The 15630-nt window shown below is 63.7% G+C and carries 14 protein-coding genes and 1 tRNA gene; 4 read left to right on the forward strand and 11 right to left on the reverse strand.

Going from position 1 to position 15630, the window contains the following annotated elements; genetic code table 11:
• Positions 1 to 5: 5 nt before the first annotated feature.
• The 3 genes from ACLEJW_RS00460 to ACLEJW_RS00470 are packed head-to-tail and all read left to right on the forward strand — an operon-like array spanning position 6 to position 4175.
• On the forward strand, positions 6 to 632 hold the full coding sequence (locus tag ACLEJW_RS00460; protein ID WP_440776833.1) for a DNA-3-methyladenine glycosylase family protein: 627 nt from the start codon (positions 6 to 8) through the stop codon (positions 630 to 632).
• A gap of 22 nt (positions 633 to 654) precedes the next feature.
• Complete coding sequence (gene ada, locus ACLEJW_RS00465; RefSeq protein ID WP_440776834.1) at positions 655 to 1707, forward strand: bifunctional DNA-binding transcriptional regulator/O6-methylguanine-DNA methyltransferase Ada; 1053 nt, start codon at positions 655 to 657, stop codon at positions 1705 to 1707.
• 56 nt (positions 1708 to 1763) lie between these two features.
• A complete protein-coding gene (locus ACLEJW_RS00470) occupies positions 1764 to 4175 on the forward strand; it encodes a DUF3772 domain-containing protein (protein ID WP_440776835.1) in 2412 nt (803 codons plus the stop codon).
• 72 nt (positions 4176 to 4247) lie between these two features.
• Here the strand turns inward: ACLEJW_RS00470 and ACLEJW_RS00475 are convergent, their stop codons facing one another.
• The 11 genes from ACLEJW_RS00475 to ACLEJW_RS00525 all read right to left on the reverse strand — a co-directional run bounded on the left by ACLEJW_RS00475 (position 4248) and on the right by ACLEJW_RS00525 (position 14748).
• Complete coding sequence (locus ACLEJW_RS00475; RefSeq protein ID WP_313301452.1) at positions 4248 to 5678, reverse strand: aldehyde dehydrogenase family protein; 1431 nt, start codon at positions 5676 to 5678, stop codon at positions 4248 to 4250.
• A gap of 13 nt (positions 5679 to 5691) precedes the next feature.
• On the reverse strand, positions 5692 to 7191 hold the full coding sequence (locus ACLEJW_RS00480; protein ID WP_313301449.1) for a purine-cytosine permease family protein: 1500 nt from the start codon (positions 7189 to 7191) through the stop codon (positions 5692 to 5694).
• 94 nt (positions 7192 to 7285) lie between these two features.
• Positions 7286 to 7675 (reverse strand): YybH family protein, encoded by a 390-nt coding sequence (locus ACLEJW_RS00485; protein ID WP_145191714.1) that lies wholly within the window; start codon positions 7673 to 7675, stop codon positions 7286 to 7288.
• Between the two features lie 273 nt (positions 7676 to 7948).
• Entirely contained in the window at positions 7949 to 9049 is a 1101-nt protein-coding gene (ychF, locus tag ACLEJW_RS00490; protein WP_145191716.1) for a redox-regulated ATPase YchF, read from the reverse strand.
• Positions 9050 to 9071: 22 nt separating this feature from the next.
• Positions 9072 to 9656, reverse strand: coding sequence for an aminoacyl-tRNA hydrolase (gene pth / locus ACLEJW_RS00495; RefSeq protein WP_054894616.1), 585 nt, complete (start codon positions 9654 to 9656; stop codon positions 9072 to 9074).
• Positions 9657 to 9736: 80 nt separating this feature from the next.
• Positions 9737 to 10336, reverse strand: coding sequence for a 50S ribosomal protein L25/general stress protein Ctc (locus ACLEJW_RS00500; RefSeq protein WP_313301441.1), 600 nt, complete (start codon positions 10334 to 10336; stop codon positions 9737 to 9739).
• A gap of 118 nt (positions 10337 to 10454) precedes the next feature.
• Positions 10455 to 11396 carry a ribose-phosphate pyrophosphokinase gene (locus ACLEJW_RS00505; protein ID WP_003247410.1) on the reverse strand — a complete coding sequence of 314 codons (942 nt, stop codon included), beginning with the start codon at positions 11394 to 11396 and terminating at the stop codon, positions 10455 to 10457.
• Between the two features lie 48 nt (positions 11397 to 11444).
• Positions 11445 to 11519: transfer RNA gene (locus ACLEJW_RS00510), tRNA-Gln, on the reverse strand.
• A gap of 20 nt (positions 11520 to 11539) precedes the next feature.
• On the reverse strand, positions 11540 to 12400 hold the full coding sequence (gene ispE / locus ACLEJW_RS00515; RefSeq protein ID WP_145191722.1) for a 4-(cytidine 5'-diphospho)-2-C-methyl-D-erythritol kinase: 861 nt from the start codon (positions 12398 to 12400) through the stop codon (positions 11540 to 11542).
• A gap of 4 nt (positions 12401 to 12404) precedes the next feature.
• Complete coding sequence (lolB, locus tag ACLEJW_RS00520; protein ID WP_145191725.1) at positions 12405 to 13022, reverse strand: lipoprotein insertase outer membrane protein LolB; 618 nt, start codon at positions 13020 to 13022, stop codon at positions 12405 to 12407.
• A gap of 4 nt (positions 13023 to 13026) precedes the next feature.
• The gene (locus ACLEJW_RS00525; protein ID WP_313458343.1) at positions 13027 to 14748 is read right to left on the reverse strand and encodes a tetratricopeptide repeat protein; all 1722 of its coding nucleotides are present in this window, start codon (positions 14746 to 14748) and stop codon (positions 13027 to 13029) included.
• A 365-nt stretch (positions 14749 to 15113) separates the two neighbouring features.
• On the opposite strand from ACLEJW_RS00525, the gene ACLEJW_RS00530 reads away from it, so the two are divergent.
• Positions 15114 to 15455 carry a hypothetical protein gene (locus ACLEJW_RS00530; protein ID WP_145191731.1) on the forward strand — a complete coding sequence of 114 codons (342 nt, stop codon included), beginning with the start codon at positions 15114 to 15116 and terminating at the stop codon, positions 15453 to 15455.
• The last annotated feature ends 175 nt before the right edge of the window (positions 15456 to 15630 follow it).

Raw genomic sequence — 15630 nt, forward strand, 5'->3', positions numbered from 1 at the left:
CGAGCATGATCCTGGCCGACCTCTCGCCTGCGGGCTATCACGATGCCGTTGCCCACCTGAGTGCCACGGACCCTGACTGGGCACGGCACATCCAGGCGATCGGGCCGTGCCTGCACCGGGCCACGCCTGGCCGCGAGCCCTTTGAAGCGCTGGTGCGGGCGATTGCCTACCAGCAATTGCACGCGCGGGCGGCCGAGGCCATTCTCGGGCGCTTGTTGGCGCTGTTCCCGGATCAGGCGTTTCCAAGCCCAGAACAACTGTTGATGCTCAGCCCTGAGGTGCTGCGCGGGTGTGGCTTTTCAGCCAGCAAGCAGGCGACCCTTCGCGGCATTGCCCTGGCCCGCCTCGACGGCGTGGTACCTAGCCGGGCAGAGGCGCTGGCGCTTGCCGATCAGGTGTTGATCGAGCGCCTGGTGGCGTTGCGCGGGGTTGGCCGCTGGACCGTCGAGATGCTGCTGATCTACTGCCTCGAGCGTTCAGATATCCTGCCTGTGGACGACTTCGGCGTGCGTGAGGGCTATCGCCGACTCAAGGGGCTGGACACGGCGCCGACGCCGGCCCGGATGCGTGCATTGGGTGCAGCCTGGAGCCCTTATCGAACGGTGGCAGCCTGGTACCTGTGGCGCGCCTGAACCCGCCTGCGAGATCGAAGCGATGACAGCATTCACCACTGACGCCCAACGCTGGCACGCCGTCGCGATGCGCGATTCGAGCGCCGCCGGCCATTTCGTCTACGCCGTGCGCACCACCGGCGTGTACTGCCGACCGGATTGCAGTTCACGCCTGGCCAAACGGGAAAATGTCGCGTTTTTCAGCGATGCCGGCAGTGCCGAGGCCGCCGGTTACCGGGCCTGTCGTCGCTGCCTGGCCAAGGCCGAGCCCGCCCGGCGCGATGCGCTGGTGCTGCGCGCCTGCCGTTTGCTCGAAAGCGGCGATCCAGCCCCCAGCCTCGAGCAGCTGGGCATGCAACTGGCGGTCAGCCCGTTTCACCTGCAGCGGCTGTTCAAAGCTGTCACCGGGCTTTCCCCAAAGGCTTACGCCAGCGCGTTTCGTGCCAAGCGCCTGCGTGAGCGCCTGGCCGACGATCAGCGCTCGGTCACCGAGGCGATCTTCGCCGCCGGCTACAACTCCAACAGCCGCTTTTATGCAGACGCCGAGCAGCGCCTGGGCATGCGTCCTCGCACGTTTCGCGCAGGCGGCGCCGGGGCCACGCTGCATTTCGCTGTCGGCCAGTGTTTTCTTGGGGCCATCCTGGTGGCGCAGAGCGAGAAGGGCATCTGCGCGATCTTGCTCGGTGACGATCCCCAGGGCCTGCTCGAGCAGTTGCAGGATCAATTTCCCAAGGCCCGCCTGATCGGCGGTGATGCTGCCTATGAGCGCGTGGTCGCCGAGGTGGTAGGGTTCGTCGAGGCGCCGCAACTGGGCCTGAAACTGCCATTGGATGTGCAAGGCACCGCCTTTCAGGAGCGGGTCTGGCAAGCGCTCTGCCACGTGCCGCTCGGTAGCCGGGTCAGCTACACCGACATCGCCGAACGCATCGGCGCGCCGAAATCGGTGCGTGCCGTGGCCATGGCCTGCGCGGCCAATCCCATCGCCGTGGCCATCCCCTGCCACCGGGTGGTCCGCCGTGACGGCGAGCTCAGCGGCTACCGCTGGGGCGTCGAGCGCAAGCGCCTGTTGCTGGCGCGAGAAACGGCACTCTCCTGAACGCTGCAAGCGGCGTAGAATCCCCCGCCAAATCGATGTGTAAAGAGGAACATCCGATGAGGCGTGTCAGCCTTGCCCGATTCTACCTGGGGATCATGACCCTGATGCTGGCGCTGGCCGCCCCAGCCTGGTCGGCGCCGGCTGCGCCGGCGTCCGCGCTCAACGTCGCCGACCTGCCGGCACTGACCGAGGACGCCAGCTACGAGCAGTTGAGCGATCGCCTCGACCTGATCCGCCAGGGCGTTACCAGCAATGCCAACGATGACCTGCTGTCGCAGCTGCGCATGGCGGCGGTGCAGGTGCAGCGCCAGGCCGATGCCCTGGCTACCTTGCGCACCAGTGACGTGGCCAAGGTCAACGATCAGCTCAACGTGCTCGGCCCGGTGCAGCCTGACGAGGCTGAAAGCCTGACCCGCCAGCGCAAGCAACTGGATGCGCAACGCAAGGCGCTGGTGGCCGAGCAGGAACAAGCCACGCAGTTGACCCAGTCGGCGCGTGATCTGTCGACGCAGATCGTCAACCTGCGCCGCAGCCAGTTCAACTCGCAGATCCTCAGCCGCGCCGCCTCGCCCCTGAGCCCGGCCTTCTGGTCGAGCCTGATCCGCCCCACCGAGGATGACGTGGCGCGCTTGCGCGATCTGCGCGAGGAGGCCAGCGCGGCCTTGAATGATGCGTTCAGCGCCGAGCATCGCTGGTGGTTCATCGCCAGCGTGGTCGCCGCTTTCGCGGTGTGGATCTGGGTGCGGCGGCTGATCGAGCGGCTGCTGGCCAGTGCCATGGTGCATCGCCTGCCCGAAGGCCGGCTGCGCCGCAGTGCCCTGGCCCTGAGCGTGAGCCTGGCCACGCTGGGCACCATCGCCGGCTCGGTGTCGCTGTTGCGCTTGGGTCTGGAAAGCAGCGCCGAGCTTGGCTCGGACATCGCCAGCCTGACCAACCACTTCCTCACCTTGGTGGTGTTCAGCGCCTTCATCACCGGGCTTGGTCGCGCCATGCTGATGCTGCAGCGGCCGTCCTGGCGCTTGCCGCAGATCGCCGATGAAGTCGCCGCCGCCCTGGGCTGGTTCCCCAAACTGCTGGCGCTGGCGCTGATGGTGATGCTGACCATGGAGCGTATCAACAGCGTCATCGGCACCAGCCTGGCACTGACCGTGGCCACCAATGGCCTGACTGCGCTGGTGGTGGCGGCGATCTTCGCCCTGGCCCTGGTGCGTTACCGCCGCACGCTGCGCAAGCATGAGCTGCCACGCCCGGCCGGCTTGGCCGGGCTGATTCCGTTCGTGATCGTGGTCTGGGTCGGGCTGATCATCCTCGCGCTGCTGACCGGCTACCTGACCCTGGCCTATTTCCTCACCGCCAAGCTGTTGTGGATCAGTGTGGTGGCGGTGTGTGCCTACCTGCTCACCACGTTCTTCGCCGACCTGTGCGAAACCCTGCTGTCGCCGCGTCAACCCGGCGGCCTGGCGCTGGCCTCGACCCTGGGCCTGGCGCCGCGCCATCAGGCGCAAGCCAGCACCATCCTGGTGGGTATCAGCCGTACCGTGCTGCTGTTCCTGGCCGTATTGCTGGCGCTGATGCCTTCGGGTACCAGCCCCGGCGAGCTGTTGCTGAGCCTGGGCGATTGGGACGGCACCGGTGGCAAGGTGCTGGGCAATCTGAACATCGTGCCCCAGGATATTCTGCTGGCCGCAGCGATCTTCTGCGGCGGGTTGTTCGGCATCCGCGTGGTCAAGCGCTGGTTGAGCGAGCGGCTGTTGCCTGACACCGACATGGACGCAGGCATGCGCGCATCGTTGGTGACCCTGGTCGGTTACCTGGGCTTTTTGTTCCTGGCGATGCTGGTGATGTCGACCCTGCACATCAACCTGACCAGCCTGACCTGGGTGGTCAGCGCACTGTCGGTGGGTATCGGTTTCGGCCTGCAGCAGATCGTGCAGAACTTCATCTCCGGCCTCATCCTGCTCACCGAACGCCCGGTCAAGGTCGGTGACTGGGTGAGCCTGGCGGGGGTCGAGGGCGATATCCGTCGGATCAACGTGCGCGCTACCGAAATCCAGATGTCCGATCGCTCGACGGTGATCGTGCCCAACTCGCAGTTCATCTCGCAGAACGTGCGTAACGTCACCATGGGCAATGCCCTGGGCGTGGTCGGTATCACCCTGACCTTGCCGTTGGACACCGACGCCAACCTGGTACGCGAGCTGTTGCTTGCGGCCTTCCACGAGCATGAGGCGATCCTCGACGCGCCGGCCAGCTCGGTGAGTTTCAAGGACCTGACAGCGGCCGGCATGGTGATTGGCGTCAGCGGTTACGTGGCGGGGCCACGGCAGGTGTCGGGGACCCGCAGTGACCTGCTGTTCACCATTCTGGGACGTTTGCGCGAGCAGGGTATCGCCTTGTCGGCGCCGCAGAGCATGGTGTTGCTGCAGGACGGGGCGAAGGGCGGGGAGCCTTCCACGCAAGGGGCTTGAGCCGCGACGGGCGATCTTGCAAGGTCATGCGGGCTTGCGCTGACATGACCTTGCAAGCATGTGCCTGGGGGCTCAGCCCAGGCAGCGCGTTACATGCTTGACCGACTGATAGCCCGCCAGGCCCCACGGCCCCAGCTCGCGGCCGATGCCGCTGCCCTTGGTGCCGCCCCATGAGGTTTCGACGAACACCGCCTGCACCGAGTTGATCCACACATGGCCTACCTCCAGGGCATCAGCGACGCGCTCGGCGCGCGCCAGGTCGGCAGAGCAGACCGTCGCGACCAGGCCGAAGCGACTGTCGTTGGCCTCGGCGATCGCCTCCTGCTCGGTGCCGAAGCGTCGCGCGCACAGCACCGGGCCAAAGATCTCTTCGCGCCACAGGCGGCTGTCGGTGGGGACATCGACATACAGCGTCGGGCTGACGAACCAGCCATCACGCTGCAGTGCTTGGCCACCTGTCAGGCAGTCCAGGCCTTCTTCGCGTGCCGTGGCGAAATAACCGGCCACTTTCAGCCACTGCGCCTGGCTGGTGAGCGGCCCCATGTCGATCTCTTCAGTGAGCGGGTTGCCAATGCGCAGCGCTTCCAGCGCTGCCGTGAGGCGCGGCATCAATGTGTCGGCAATGCCCTCCTGCACCAGCAGGCGCGAAGTCGCCGAGCACATCTGCCCAGCGTTCCAGGTGATGCCGGCGACGATCCACGCCACCGCCTGATCAGGGTCGCAATCGTCGAACACCACGATTGCCGACTTGCCGCCAAGCTCCAGGGTCACAGGCCGGCACTGCGCCGAGGCGCTGCGCATCACCTGACTGCCTACGCTGTTGCTGCCGGTGAACGACAGTTTGTCCAGACCGCTGTGGTTGCTCAGGGCGGCGCCGGTTGGTGCCCTGCCGTTGACGATGTTCAGCACGCCGGCTGGCAGGCCTACGGCGTCGGCGATCTGGCCATAGGCTTGCTCGATCAGCGGCGTCACCTCCGACGGCTTGAGCACCACCGTGCAGCCGGCGGCGAGTGCCGGTGCCAGTTTCCAGGCACTGGTCACCAGGGGGAAATTCCACGGCACGATCAGGCCCACCACGCCCACGGGCTCCATGCGGGTTCTGGCCGTGAAGCCTGGCACGGCCAAGGGCACGTCGCGGGCTTGCGCGGGCAGTTGCTCGGCCATGTCGGCGTAATAGGTGAAGGTGGCGATGGCATCGTCCAGGTCGATTTCGGCCTCATGGCGTGGCTTGCCGTTATTGCGCATCTGCAGGCTGACCAGCGCCTCACGACGCTCGCCCAGCTGCTCGGCGAAGGCGCGCAGCAGGTTTGCGCGGACACGGGCATCGAGCTGTTTCCAATCATTCAGGGCAGCGCGCGCGGCCGCCACGGCTTCATCGACCTGAGCCGCGCTGGCTGCCCTGAATTCGGCGAAAGGCAAGCCGCTTGCCGGTTCGCAGACGCTGATGCAGTCGCTGCCTTGGCCCTCGACCCAGCGGCCGGCGATGTAATGGGAAGTTGTCATGGTCGGTATCCAGTCAGGCCATCTCGGCGCGAATTATCGGTGCACACGCCGCACGCTTGCAGCGCACCCAGCGCGGCCCTTGCGGGCCATACACCCCAGCGGGTTCAGGGAACAGGTTCAGCAGCAGCAGGTACAACATTGCTGCCAGGCCCAGGGTGACCGGCAGGCTCAGGTCGATGCCACCGGCCAGCTCGCCGAGCGGGCCGACGAACTGGTCGGGCAGGTTGACGAAGCACAGGCCTACCAGCGCGCTGGGCACCCACGCGCCCATGCCACGCCAGTTCCAACCGTGCCGGAACCAGTAATGCCCGCCGCGTTGGCCGCGGGTGAACACCTGCAGGTCGTCGGCATGGTAGAAGCCGCGGCGGGTGATCAAGCCGAGGATCATGATCACCATCCATGGGCTGGTGCAGGTGATGATCAGCACCGCGAAGGTCGACACGCTCTGCACCAGGTTGAAGGTGAAGCGGCCAATGAAGATGAAGCCGATCGCCAGCACCCCGATCAACAGCGTGGCTGCCGCACGGCTGAGCAAGCGCGGGAACACGCTGGACATGTCCAGGCCGGTGCCATAGAGCGCAGTGGTGCCGGTCGACATGCCGCCGATCACCGCAATCAGGCATACCGGCAGGAAGAACCAGCTCGGCGCTACCGCCAGCAATCCGCCCACGTAGTTGTTGGCCGCGATGTAGTCCGGTGCCTGGGTTGCCACCAGCGTGGCGGTGCACAAGCCGAACAGGAAGGGAATCAGCGTCGCTGCTTGGGCGCCGATCACCGCCAGCATGATGCGCGCCTTGGGCGTCTGTCGCGGAATGTAGCGCGACCAGTCACCGAGAAAGGCGCCGAACGATACCGGGTTGCTCATGGCCAGGATCGCCGCGCCCACGAACGCCGCCCAGAACCCCGCTTGACCCAGGTTCACGCTCCCGGCGAAGGCTGCATCGAACGGCCCGGCGAAGGCGACGATGCCGAGCAGGAACAGCAGGCTGGAAGCCCACACGGCGATCTTGTTCACCCACAACATGAAGCGAAAGCCGAAGATGCACACCACCAGCACCAGCACCGCGAACAGGCCGTAGGCCAGGCCCAGGGTCAGCTCGGTTTCGGGCAGGCCAGCCAGGCGCTTGGCGCCACCCACCAGGGCATCGCCCGAGCTCCACACCGACAGCGAAAAGAACGCCACCGCCGTGAGCAGCGACAGGAACGAACCGACGATACGCCCATGCACCCCGAAGTGCGCCCCTGACGATACCGCGTTGTTGGTGCCGTTGAGGGCGCCGAACAGGCCCATGGGGGCGAGGATCAGCGCGCCCACCCCAACGCCGAGCAGAATGGCCCAGACGCCGGCCTGGAAGGACAACCCGAACAGCACCGGGAAGCTGCCCAGTACGGCGGTGGCAAAGGTATTGGCGCCGCCGAAGATCAGGCGGAACAGGTCCAGTGGGGTAGCGTCGCGTTGATCGTCGGGGATCTGTTCGACGCCGTTGGTCTCGATAGTGGTCGAGTGGCTCATGGTGATGCTCCAGCGCGGTTGTTGTAGGGCCGCGCTTGGCGCTGCCCGTTCTTGTGGGTGCGATGGCAGTGCGGCAGGGCCGCGTAAGTTCGAATCAGGCTGGGCTCAGCACCGAGAGGTGCTCATGGCACGCCAGCCAACGCTCGCCATAGCGGCGAAAGACGATGGTCTCGCGCTCGGCCAACTGCTGCTCTTGACCGGCAGCACGAATGTGCGTGGCCACCTCGTGCATGAAGATCGCCACCTCGCCCTGCAGGCTGATCTGCGGGTTGCTGGACTGGCAGGCGAGCACGGCAAAACCTTCGGCTTGCCACTGGGCCCAGAGGTTTTCATAGGCGCGGCGGGTCAGCAGCGGTTGCGCCAAGGTGTGGAAGAGGAACGTGGCGTCTTCGCTGAAACAGGCGAAGTAACGGGCGCTGTCGTTGCTGGCAAAGGCGGCTACCAGCTCGGCCGCAGCCTGCTGTACCTGAAGTGTCTGGTCCACGGGAGTGGCCTCACGGTTTTTGTGATTGTGGTGAGGCGATTCTGGTGGGGCTTGGCTGAGAGAAAAATCGCTGGAGGGAAATAATCAGTTCAGGATTTTGTGAACCATTGGCAGGCGTGTTGCCGCAACTTGAAACCAAATGCTTCTGTTTGGAGTGGCTTGCGAAGTATCCAGATCACCTGGCATTGAGCACCGCCTGCCGGCTGACGGCAGAAACGACGACGCCCCCTTCGCAGCCTGTTGCAGCGCGAAGGGGGCGTCGGTGAGAGGGCGTTATACGTTGAAGCGGAAGTGCATCACGTCGCCGTCTTTGACGATGTAGTCTTTGCCTTCCAGGCGCCATTTACCGGCTTCCTTGGCACCGCTTTCACCCTTGAACTGGATGAAGTCGTCATAGGCCACCACTTCGGCGCGAATGAAGCCTTTCTCGAAGTCGGTGTGGATCACACCGGCTGCCTGCGGGGCAGTGGCACCGACGCGCACGGTCCAGGCGCGTACTTCCTGCACGCCGGCAGTGAAGTAGGTCTGCAGGTTGAGCAGCTCGTAACCGGCGCGGATCACGCGGTTCAGACCTGGCTCTTCCAGGCCCAGGGCCTCGAGGAACATGTCCTTCTCTTCGCCATCGTCCAGCTCGGCGATTTCGGCTTCGATCTTGTTGCACACCGGTACCACCACCGCGCCTTCTTCCTCGGCGATGGCCTTGACCACGTCCAGGTGCGGGTTGTTGTCGAAGCCGTCTTCGGCCACGTTGGCGATGTACATCACCGGCTTGCTGGTCAACAGGTGGAAACCGCGAATCACCGCCTTTTCGTCGTCAGCCATGTGCTTCATCAGGCTGCGCGCAGGCTTGCCCTCGGTGAAGTGCGGGATCAGCTTCTCCAAGATCGCCTTCTGCGCCAGGGCGTCCTTGTCGCCGCCCTTGGCGTTGCGGGCCACTTTCTGCAACTGCTTTTCGCAGCTGTCGAGGTCGGCGAAGATCAGTTCGAGGTCGATGATCTCGATGTCACGCTTGGGGTCGACGCTGTTGGAAACGTGAATCACGTTTTCGTCTTCGAAGCAGCGCACCACGTGGGCGATGGCGTCGGTTTCGCGGATGTTGGCCAGGAACTTGTTGCCCAGGCCTTCACCTTTCGACGCACCGGCCACCAAGCCGGCGATGTCGACGAACTCCATGGTGGTCGGCAGGATGCGGTTAGGCTTGACGATTTCCGCCAGTGCCGCCAGGCGCGCATCGGGCATCGGCACGATACCGCTGTTCGGCTCGATGGTGCAGAAAGGGAAGTTCTCGGCCGCGATACCAGACTTGGTCAGGGCGTTGAACAGGGTGGACTTGCCGACGTTGGGCAGGCCGACGATGCCGCAATTGAAACCCATGGATATTCCCCTCTCTAGGAAATCAGGCCTTCTGGCTGTGCAGCTCGCGCATGGCCTTGGCGAAATCGCCGGCCAGCACGTCCGGCAGCACGCCGAGGGCAAAATCGATGCTGGCGTCGAGCTTCTCCTGCTCGGCGCGCGGCGCGCGGCCCAGGACGAAGTTGGAGACCAGTTTGGCGTCGCCCGGGTGGCCAATGCCAAGCCGCAGGCGGTGGAAGTCGTTCTGGTTGCCGAGCTGCGCAATGATGTCACGCAGGCCGTTGTGCCCCCCATGGCCGCCGCCGCGCTTGAGCTTGGCAACGCCCGGAGGCAGGTCGAGTTCGTCATGCGCCACCAGGATCGCTTCCGGCTTGATGCGGAAGAAATTGGCCAAGGCCGCCACGGACTGGCCGCTGCGGTTCATGTAGGTGGTGGGGATCAACAAACGAACGTCGTTGCCCTGATGGCTGAACTTAGCCGTCAGGCCGAAATATTTTTTGTCAGCGCTCAGCGAAACGCGCTGGGCGCTGGCAATGCGTTCAACGAAAAGAGCCCCTGCGTTATGCCGGGTCTGTTCGTATTCGGGGCCGGGGTTACCCAGGCCGACGATCAACTGGATGGCGGTCACGTCAGGGGCTCTTCCTTGGAGTTGTTGGGTTACAGGCGCGGGGCGCACTGTAACCCGATCAACACCGGCGCGCGAGTGGATTACTCGGCAGCGCCTTCTTCTTCAGCTTCGGCGGAAACGCGCGGAGCGTGAACGTTGGCAACAGCTTTGTCATCACCGTGGGCCAGAGCGACGAACTCTACGCCTTTAGGCGCTTTCAGGTCCGACAGGTGGATGATGGTGCCGATTTCAGCGTTGCCCAGGTCGACTTCGATGAACTCAGGCAGGTCTTTGGCTTCGCAGGACACTTCGATCTCGGACTCAACGTGGGAGATCTCGCCGCCTTTTTTGACCGGGGCTTCTTCGTTGATGAAGTGAACCGGAACCTTGGCGGTCAGCTTCTGGCCAGCAACGACGCGAACGAAGTCGGCGTGCATGATGAAGCCTTTGGCTGGGTGACGCTGCAGGGCCTTGACGATGACGTCTTGCTTGGTGCCGTCGACGTTCAGCTGCAGAACGTGGCTGAAGGCAGCCTCGTCTTCGAACAGCTTGGTGATTTCCTTGGCCAGGATGGTCAGGGACTCAGCGTCCTTGTTGCCACCGTAAACCACGGCTGGGATGTGAGCGGAGTGACGCAGGCGGCGGCTCGCACCTTTCCCCAGGTCAGTACGCGCTTGGGCGTTCAGGGTAAAATCAGTCATTTTGTTTCTCCAAAATAGCCCCCCGAAGACGTTTGCGACCAGCGCCGACGGGGATGGCAAAAAAGCCCCGCCCCAACACATGCTGGGGCGGGGCGCTTCATATCAACACGGGTTCCGCTTAGCGGAACATCGCGCTGATCGATTCTTCGTTGCTGATGCGGCGGACCGCTTCAGCGACAACCGGTGCGATATCCAGCTGACGGATACGGTCACAGGCTTGAGCAGCGGCGGACAGCGGCACGGTGTTGGTCACCACCAGCTCGTCCAGGACCGACTTCTCGATGTTCTCGATCGCACGGCCCGACAGGACAGGGTGCGTGCAATAGGCGTAAACCTTGGCAGCACCGTGCTCTTTCAGGGCTTTGGCCGCGTGGCACAGGGTGCCGGCGGTGTCGACCATGTCGTCTACCAGGATGCAGGTGCGCCCTTCGACGTCGCCGATGATGTGCATGACCTCGGAGTGGTTAGCCTTTTCACGGCGTTTGTCGATGATGCCGAGATCGACACCCAGGGACTTGGCGACGGCGCGTGCGCGCACCACGCCACCGATGTCCGGGGAAACGATCATCAGATTCTCGAAACGCTGGTCTTCGATGTCGTCCACCAGTACGGGCGAGCCGTAGATGTTGTCGACAGGAATATCGAAGAAACCTTGGATCTGGTCAGCGTGCAGGTCGACGGTGAGTACACGGTCGATACCCACGACAGTGAGCATGTCAGCCACCACTTTGGCGCTGATGGCTACACGTGCCGAACGCGGACGGCGGTCCTGGCGGGCATATCCGAAATAGGGAATCACGGCGGTGATTCGGGAGGCTGAGGAGCGGCGGAAGGCGTCGGCCATCACTACCAGTTCCATCAGGTTATCGTTGGTCGGGGCACAGGTCGGCTGAATAATGAAGACGTCTTTACCGCGAACGTTTTCATTGATCTCAGTACTGATCTCACCGTCGGAGAACTTACCGACAGAGACGTCACCGAGAGGGATATGCAGCTGACGTACGACACGCCGAGCCAGATCGGGGTTAGCGTTCCCCGTAAAGACCATCATCTTGGACACGCGCAGTACCTGAAGGCTGAGGGTATACCTGGATGAGTATAAGGAAAATGGCAGGGGCGGCTGGATTCGAACCAACGCATGGCAGGATCAAAACCTGCTGCCTTACCGCTTGGCGACGCCCCTGTATCTGTTGCTGCGAACGCTTATGCGCTCGACTTCTTGACCAGACTTTGCAGCTTGCGATGCAACATCGAAACATTGCTTCCTTTCGCCACAAACCCTGTTTGGGTCGCTGAAAGAAGGGCCAGAACTTTATCAGCTTCGGCTTTGCTTGGGAAGGCCCCAAACACACAACTTCCAGTGCCGGTTAGTCGAGCCTCTGTGAACTTACCCAAAGAATTCAGCGCGTTGCGAACTTCTGGGTAACTCTGCTCTACCACCGGTTGGCAGTCATTTCGACTGTTTCCCTCGGGAACGGGGCGCATCTTAAGGGGGAGGGAATCACGTGTCAACTGCGGATGTGAAAAAATTTCTACTGTGCTGACAGACACTTGCGGCACAAGCACGACATACCAGGGCTCTTCAGGGTCCACCGGCGTGAGTTGCTCTCCAATGCCCTGGGCGAACGCGGCATGGCCGCGAACGAACACCGGCACGTCGGCGCCCAGGCTCAGACCCAGGGTCGCTAGACGGTCTTCATTCCAGTTCAGCTGCCAGAGGTGTGCCAGGCCCAGCAATGTCGTGGCTGCATCGGAGCTACCGCCGCCGATACCACCGCCCATGGGCAGCACCTTGTTCAGCCAGATGTCGGCTCCCAGTGCAGTGCCCGACTGCGCCTGCAACGCGCGCGCGGCGCGCACGATCAGGTTGCTGTCGTGGGGCACGGCCTGCAGGTCGCTATGCAGGCGAATCACGCCGTCCTGGCGCACGGCGAAGCTCAGCTCGTCGCCATGCTCGAGAAACTGAAAGACGGTTTCCAGTTCGTGGTAGCCATCGGCGCGGCGACCGATGATATGCAGCCACAGATTGAGCTTGGCCGGGGCGGGCAAGGTAAGCGTGTGCATGGGATCAATGCCCCAGCTGACGCGGTTGCCAGTCCTTGATCACCAGCGTCACGTCGAGGTCCTTGCCATGCAGTTTCATCCGCTCTGGCAGCCAGTAGCCGTTCTGCTCGGCGTAGCGCAGGTATTCGACCTGCCAGCCATCCTGGTCAAGGTTGGCCAGACGGCTGTCGCCGTCCAGGGTCAGCTTGCTCTTGCTATCGGGTGCCGGCAGGCCGCGCACCCACCAGACCAAGTGCGAAACCGGCAATTGCCAGCCCAATTGTTCTTCGAGCAGCGCTTCAGGGCTGTCGGCCTCATAGCGGCCCTGGTTGGCCACTTCCAGCACGACACCACCGGGACGCCCGGTCAGACGCGCAGCGCCACGGCCAAGCGGGCCGGCCAGGCGAATATCGTAGTAATCCTGGCGCTGCAGCCAGAACAGCGTGCCACTGCCGGAGTCGCGCGGCGCGCGAATGCCGACCTTGCCGTTGATCTGCCAACCGTCGAGGCTGCTCAGCTGTTCTTTATGGGCGCGCCACTGCTGCGGGTCGCCGTGGCCTTGCACGGCCTCGCGACTACCGAAGCCGGCGCAGCCGGCCAACAGGGCGATCAGGGTGAAGGTGATGCAATGGCGCAGGAACATGGCGTTAAAGAGTCTCGGATCCGGTCAGGCGCAGGAGGGTCTTGCGCAGGATAGGGCTGTCGGCCTGGGCTTCGAAGCCCTTGGCCCACACCTTGCGGGCTTCGCCGCGCTTGCCGTTGGCCCAAAGTACTTCGCCCAGGTGGGCAGCGACTTCGTGGTCGGGGAAGCGGGTAAAGGCCTGGCGCAGGTAGTCTTCAGCCTCGTCGAGCTGGCCCAGGCGATAGTTCACCCAGCCCATGCTGTCGAGCACGGCGGGGTCTTCCGGGGTCAGCTTGTAGGCTTTTTCGATCAGCGCCTTGGCTTCGGCGAAGCGGTTGGTACGGTCGGCGAGGGTATAGCCAAGGGCGTTGAGGGCCATGGCGTTTTCCGGCTCGCGGGCAATGATGGCGCGCAGGTCTTTTTCCATCTGCGCCAGGTCGCCACGCTTCTCGGCGAGCATCGCCCGCGTATACAGCAGGTTGAGATCGTCGGGGTAGCGCATCAGGGCCTGTTGCAGCACCTGCAAGGCCTGGGCGTCCTTGTTGTTGTTGCTGTAGCTTTCCGACTCGATCAGGTACAGCTGCACGGCGGCGTCTGGCTGCGCCTCGCGGGCCTCGGCCAGCAGGCGCGAGGCTTCGCTGCCGCGGCCGTTGGCGATCAGGATGTCGGCCTGGCGCAGTTGCGCCGGCAGATAATCAGCGCCGGCGCCGACCAGGGCGTACTCGCGCAAGGCGGCGGCCGGGTCATGGCGCTCTTCGGCGATGCGACCAAGGTTGAGATGAGCAGCGTCGACGTTGCTGTCGCGCTCGATCAACTCGCGCAGGTACACCTCGGCCTGGTCCCAATCCTTGTTCTCCATGCACACCAAGGCCAGGGAGTAACGCGATTCATCGTCATCGGGATACTGCTGCACCAGGCTCAGGAACTCGGCCTTGGCGTCGGCCATGCGGTCCTGTTCGACCAGGGTACGCGCGTAGGTCAGGCGCAGGCGTCGGTCTTCGGGGTTGTCACGGATCGCGCCACGCAGCAACGGCAGCGCTTCCGGGCCACGGTCCAGGGCTTGCAGCAGGCGCGCGCGCAGCAGAATCGGCGCGATCTCGCCGTTTTGCGCCGGGTGCGACTCGAGCAGGTCGAGGGCCTCTTCGGTCTTGCCGTCCTGGTTCAGCAGCAGTGCCTTGCCGAACACCAGCTGACTGTTGTCGGGGTACTTCACCAGCAGGCGGTCGAAGCTCTGCATCAAGCCGTCGCGGGTGCTTTGGTCGGTCTCGGCGGCAGAAAGGGCGAGGAAATCGAAATGGGTGTCGCCTTGCCCCTGTAGAACCTTCTCCATATAGACCATGGAGTCGTCGTAACGGCCAGCGCGCGCCAGCTGAATGGCAGCGGCGCGCTGGGCGTCGAGGTTGTGCGGATCGTTCTTGGCCCAGATCAGCGCGCTGTCCAGGGCTGGCTCATCGGCGCCCAGGTACTCGGCGATACGGTAGGCGCGCTCGGAGACGCCAGGGTCCTGGGTTTTCTCGGCCTGATCGGCATAGTTGGCCAGGGCGATGTCGAAGCGATTGCGTTGGCCAGCAAGCTCGGCCACCAGCAGGCTATAGAGGCCGTCCTGGGTAAACGATCCATACGCCACGGGCTTTTTCGCCACATCCTTGTCGGCCTCGGCAACGGGAGGCTCGGCAGTTTGCGGCGCCAGGCTCTGGCAGCCCTGGAGCAGGGCGAAGGCAAGCAGCAGTGCGTAGGGTCTGTTCATAGAGAGGCTTAACTGGGACTAACCGGCGGTCGGAGCATGATGACACAAGCGCGGGGGCAAACCCACCAGCGCCGTGATGGCTTAATTGCGACCTTCGAGGGGGATGTCGGTTCAACCGGGCGGAACGAGACACGCCGTTACAGAAACCCTTTCCACGGACTGCGCTGAGGGAGAGGGCGGGGCAACCTGAAAAAAATCCCACGCAGCTTGGCGCATTCTGCCGGGCTTGAACGGAACAGCCTTATGGGGTGGTAACGGTTGACCGGATATACATGGTGCTCTTGGAAACGGTGTCAGGAGGTCGGCGTGAGCCGGGCCTTGCGAACGCGTTTCGGGTTAACTGTCCATCATCTCAGGAGCTACACATGAGCGTTATCTCCAAATCACTCGAAGAGCTGCTCGCGACCATCTATGCGGACAACAAGGTGTCAATGAACGAGTTTCTGCAGTTACAGGCGGAATCGGATCGTCGCTGGGAAAAAGTCATCGATCAATTGGGCCCCAACACTACCCTGCTGGCTTTCCAGCAGTCCATGGATGTGGCCATGCACATGCTCCACCTAAGCGTCGAGCACATCAAGAAGCAAGAACTCACCGACCTCGGCGAGGCGGTGGTCAAAGATGCGATCAGCGCCCAGGTCGAGGCCGTGCGAGCAGGGTGCCTGCTGAGCTTCAAGGCGCTGAAGGTCGGCCCGAATACGCTTTGAGTCTCACCTAGCGCAAGCACCGCAATGGCGCGCAGCACGGGCCCCCTTACCGCCGCGCACCATTGGGGTATGGCCATTGGCGGGCCCGCCGCTTTACAGCTTTCGCCCTTCTGCGGGCAGGCCGGTCCGGTCTATCACGACGATAGCGAACGGTGGTTGTTCTAAAACCTGCGAA

It is taken from the genome of Pseudomonas sp. SMSB3, from assembly GCF_052041965.1.
In the GTDB taxonomy this organism is placed as follows: Bacteria; Pseudomonadota; Gammaproteobacteria; order Pseudomonadales; family Pseudomonadaceae; genus Aquipseudomonas.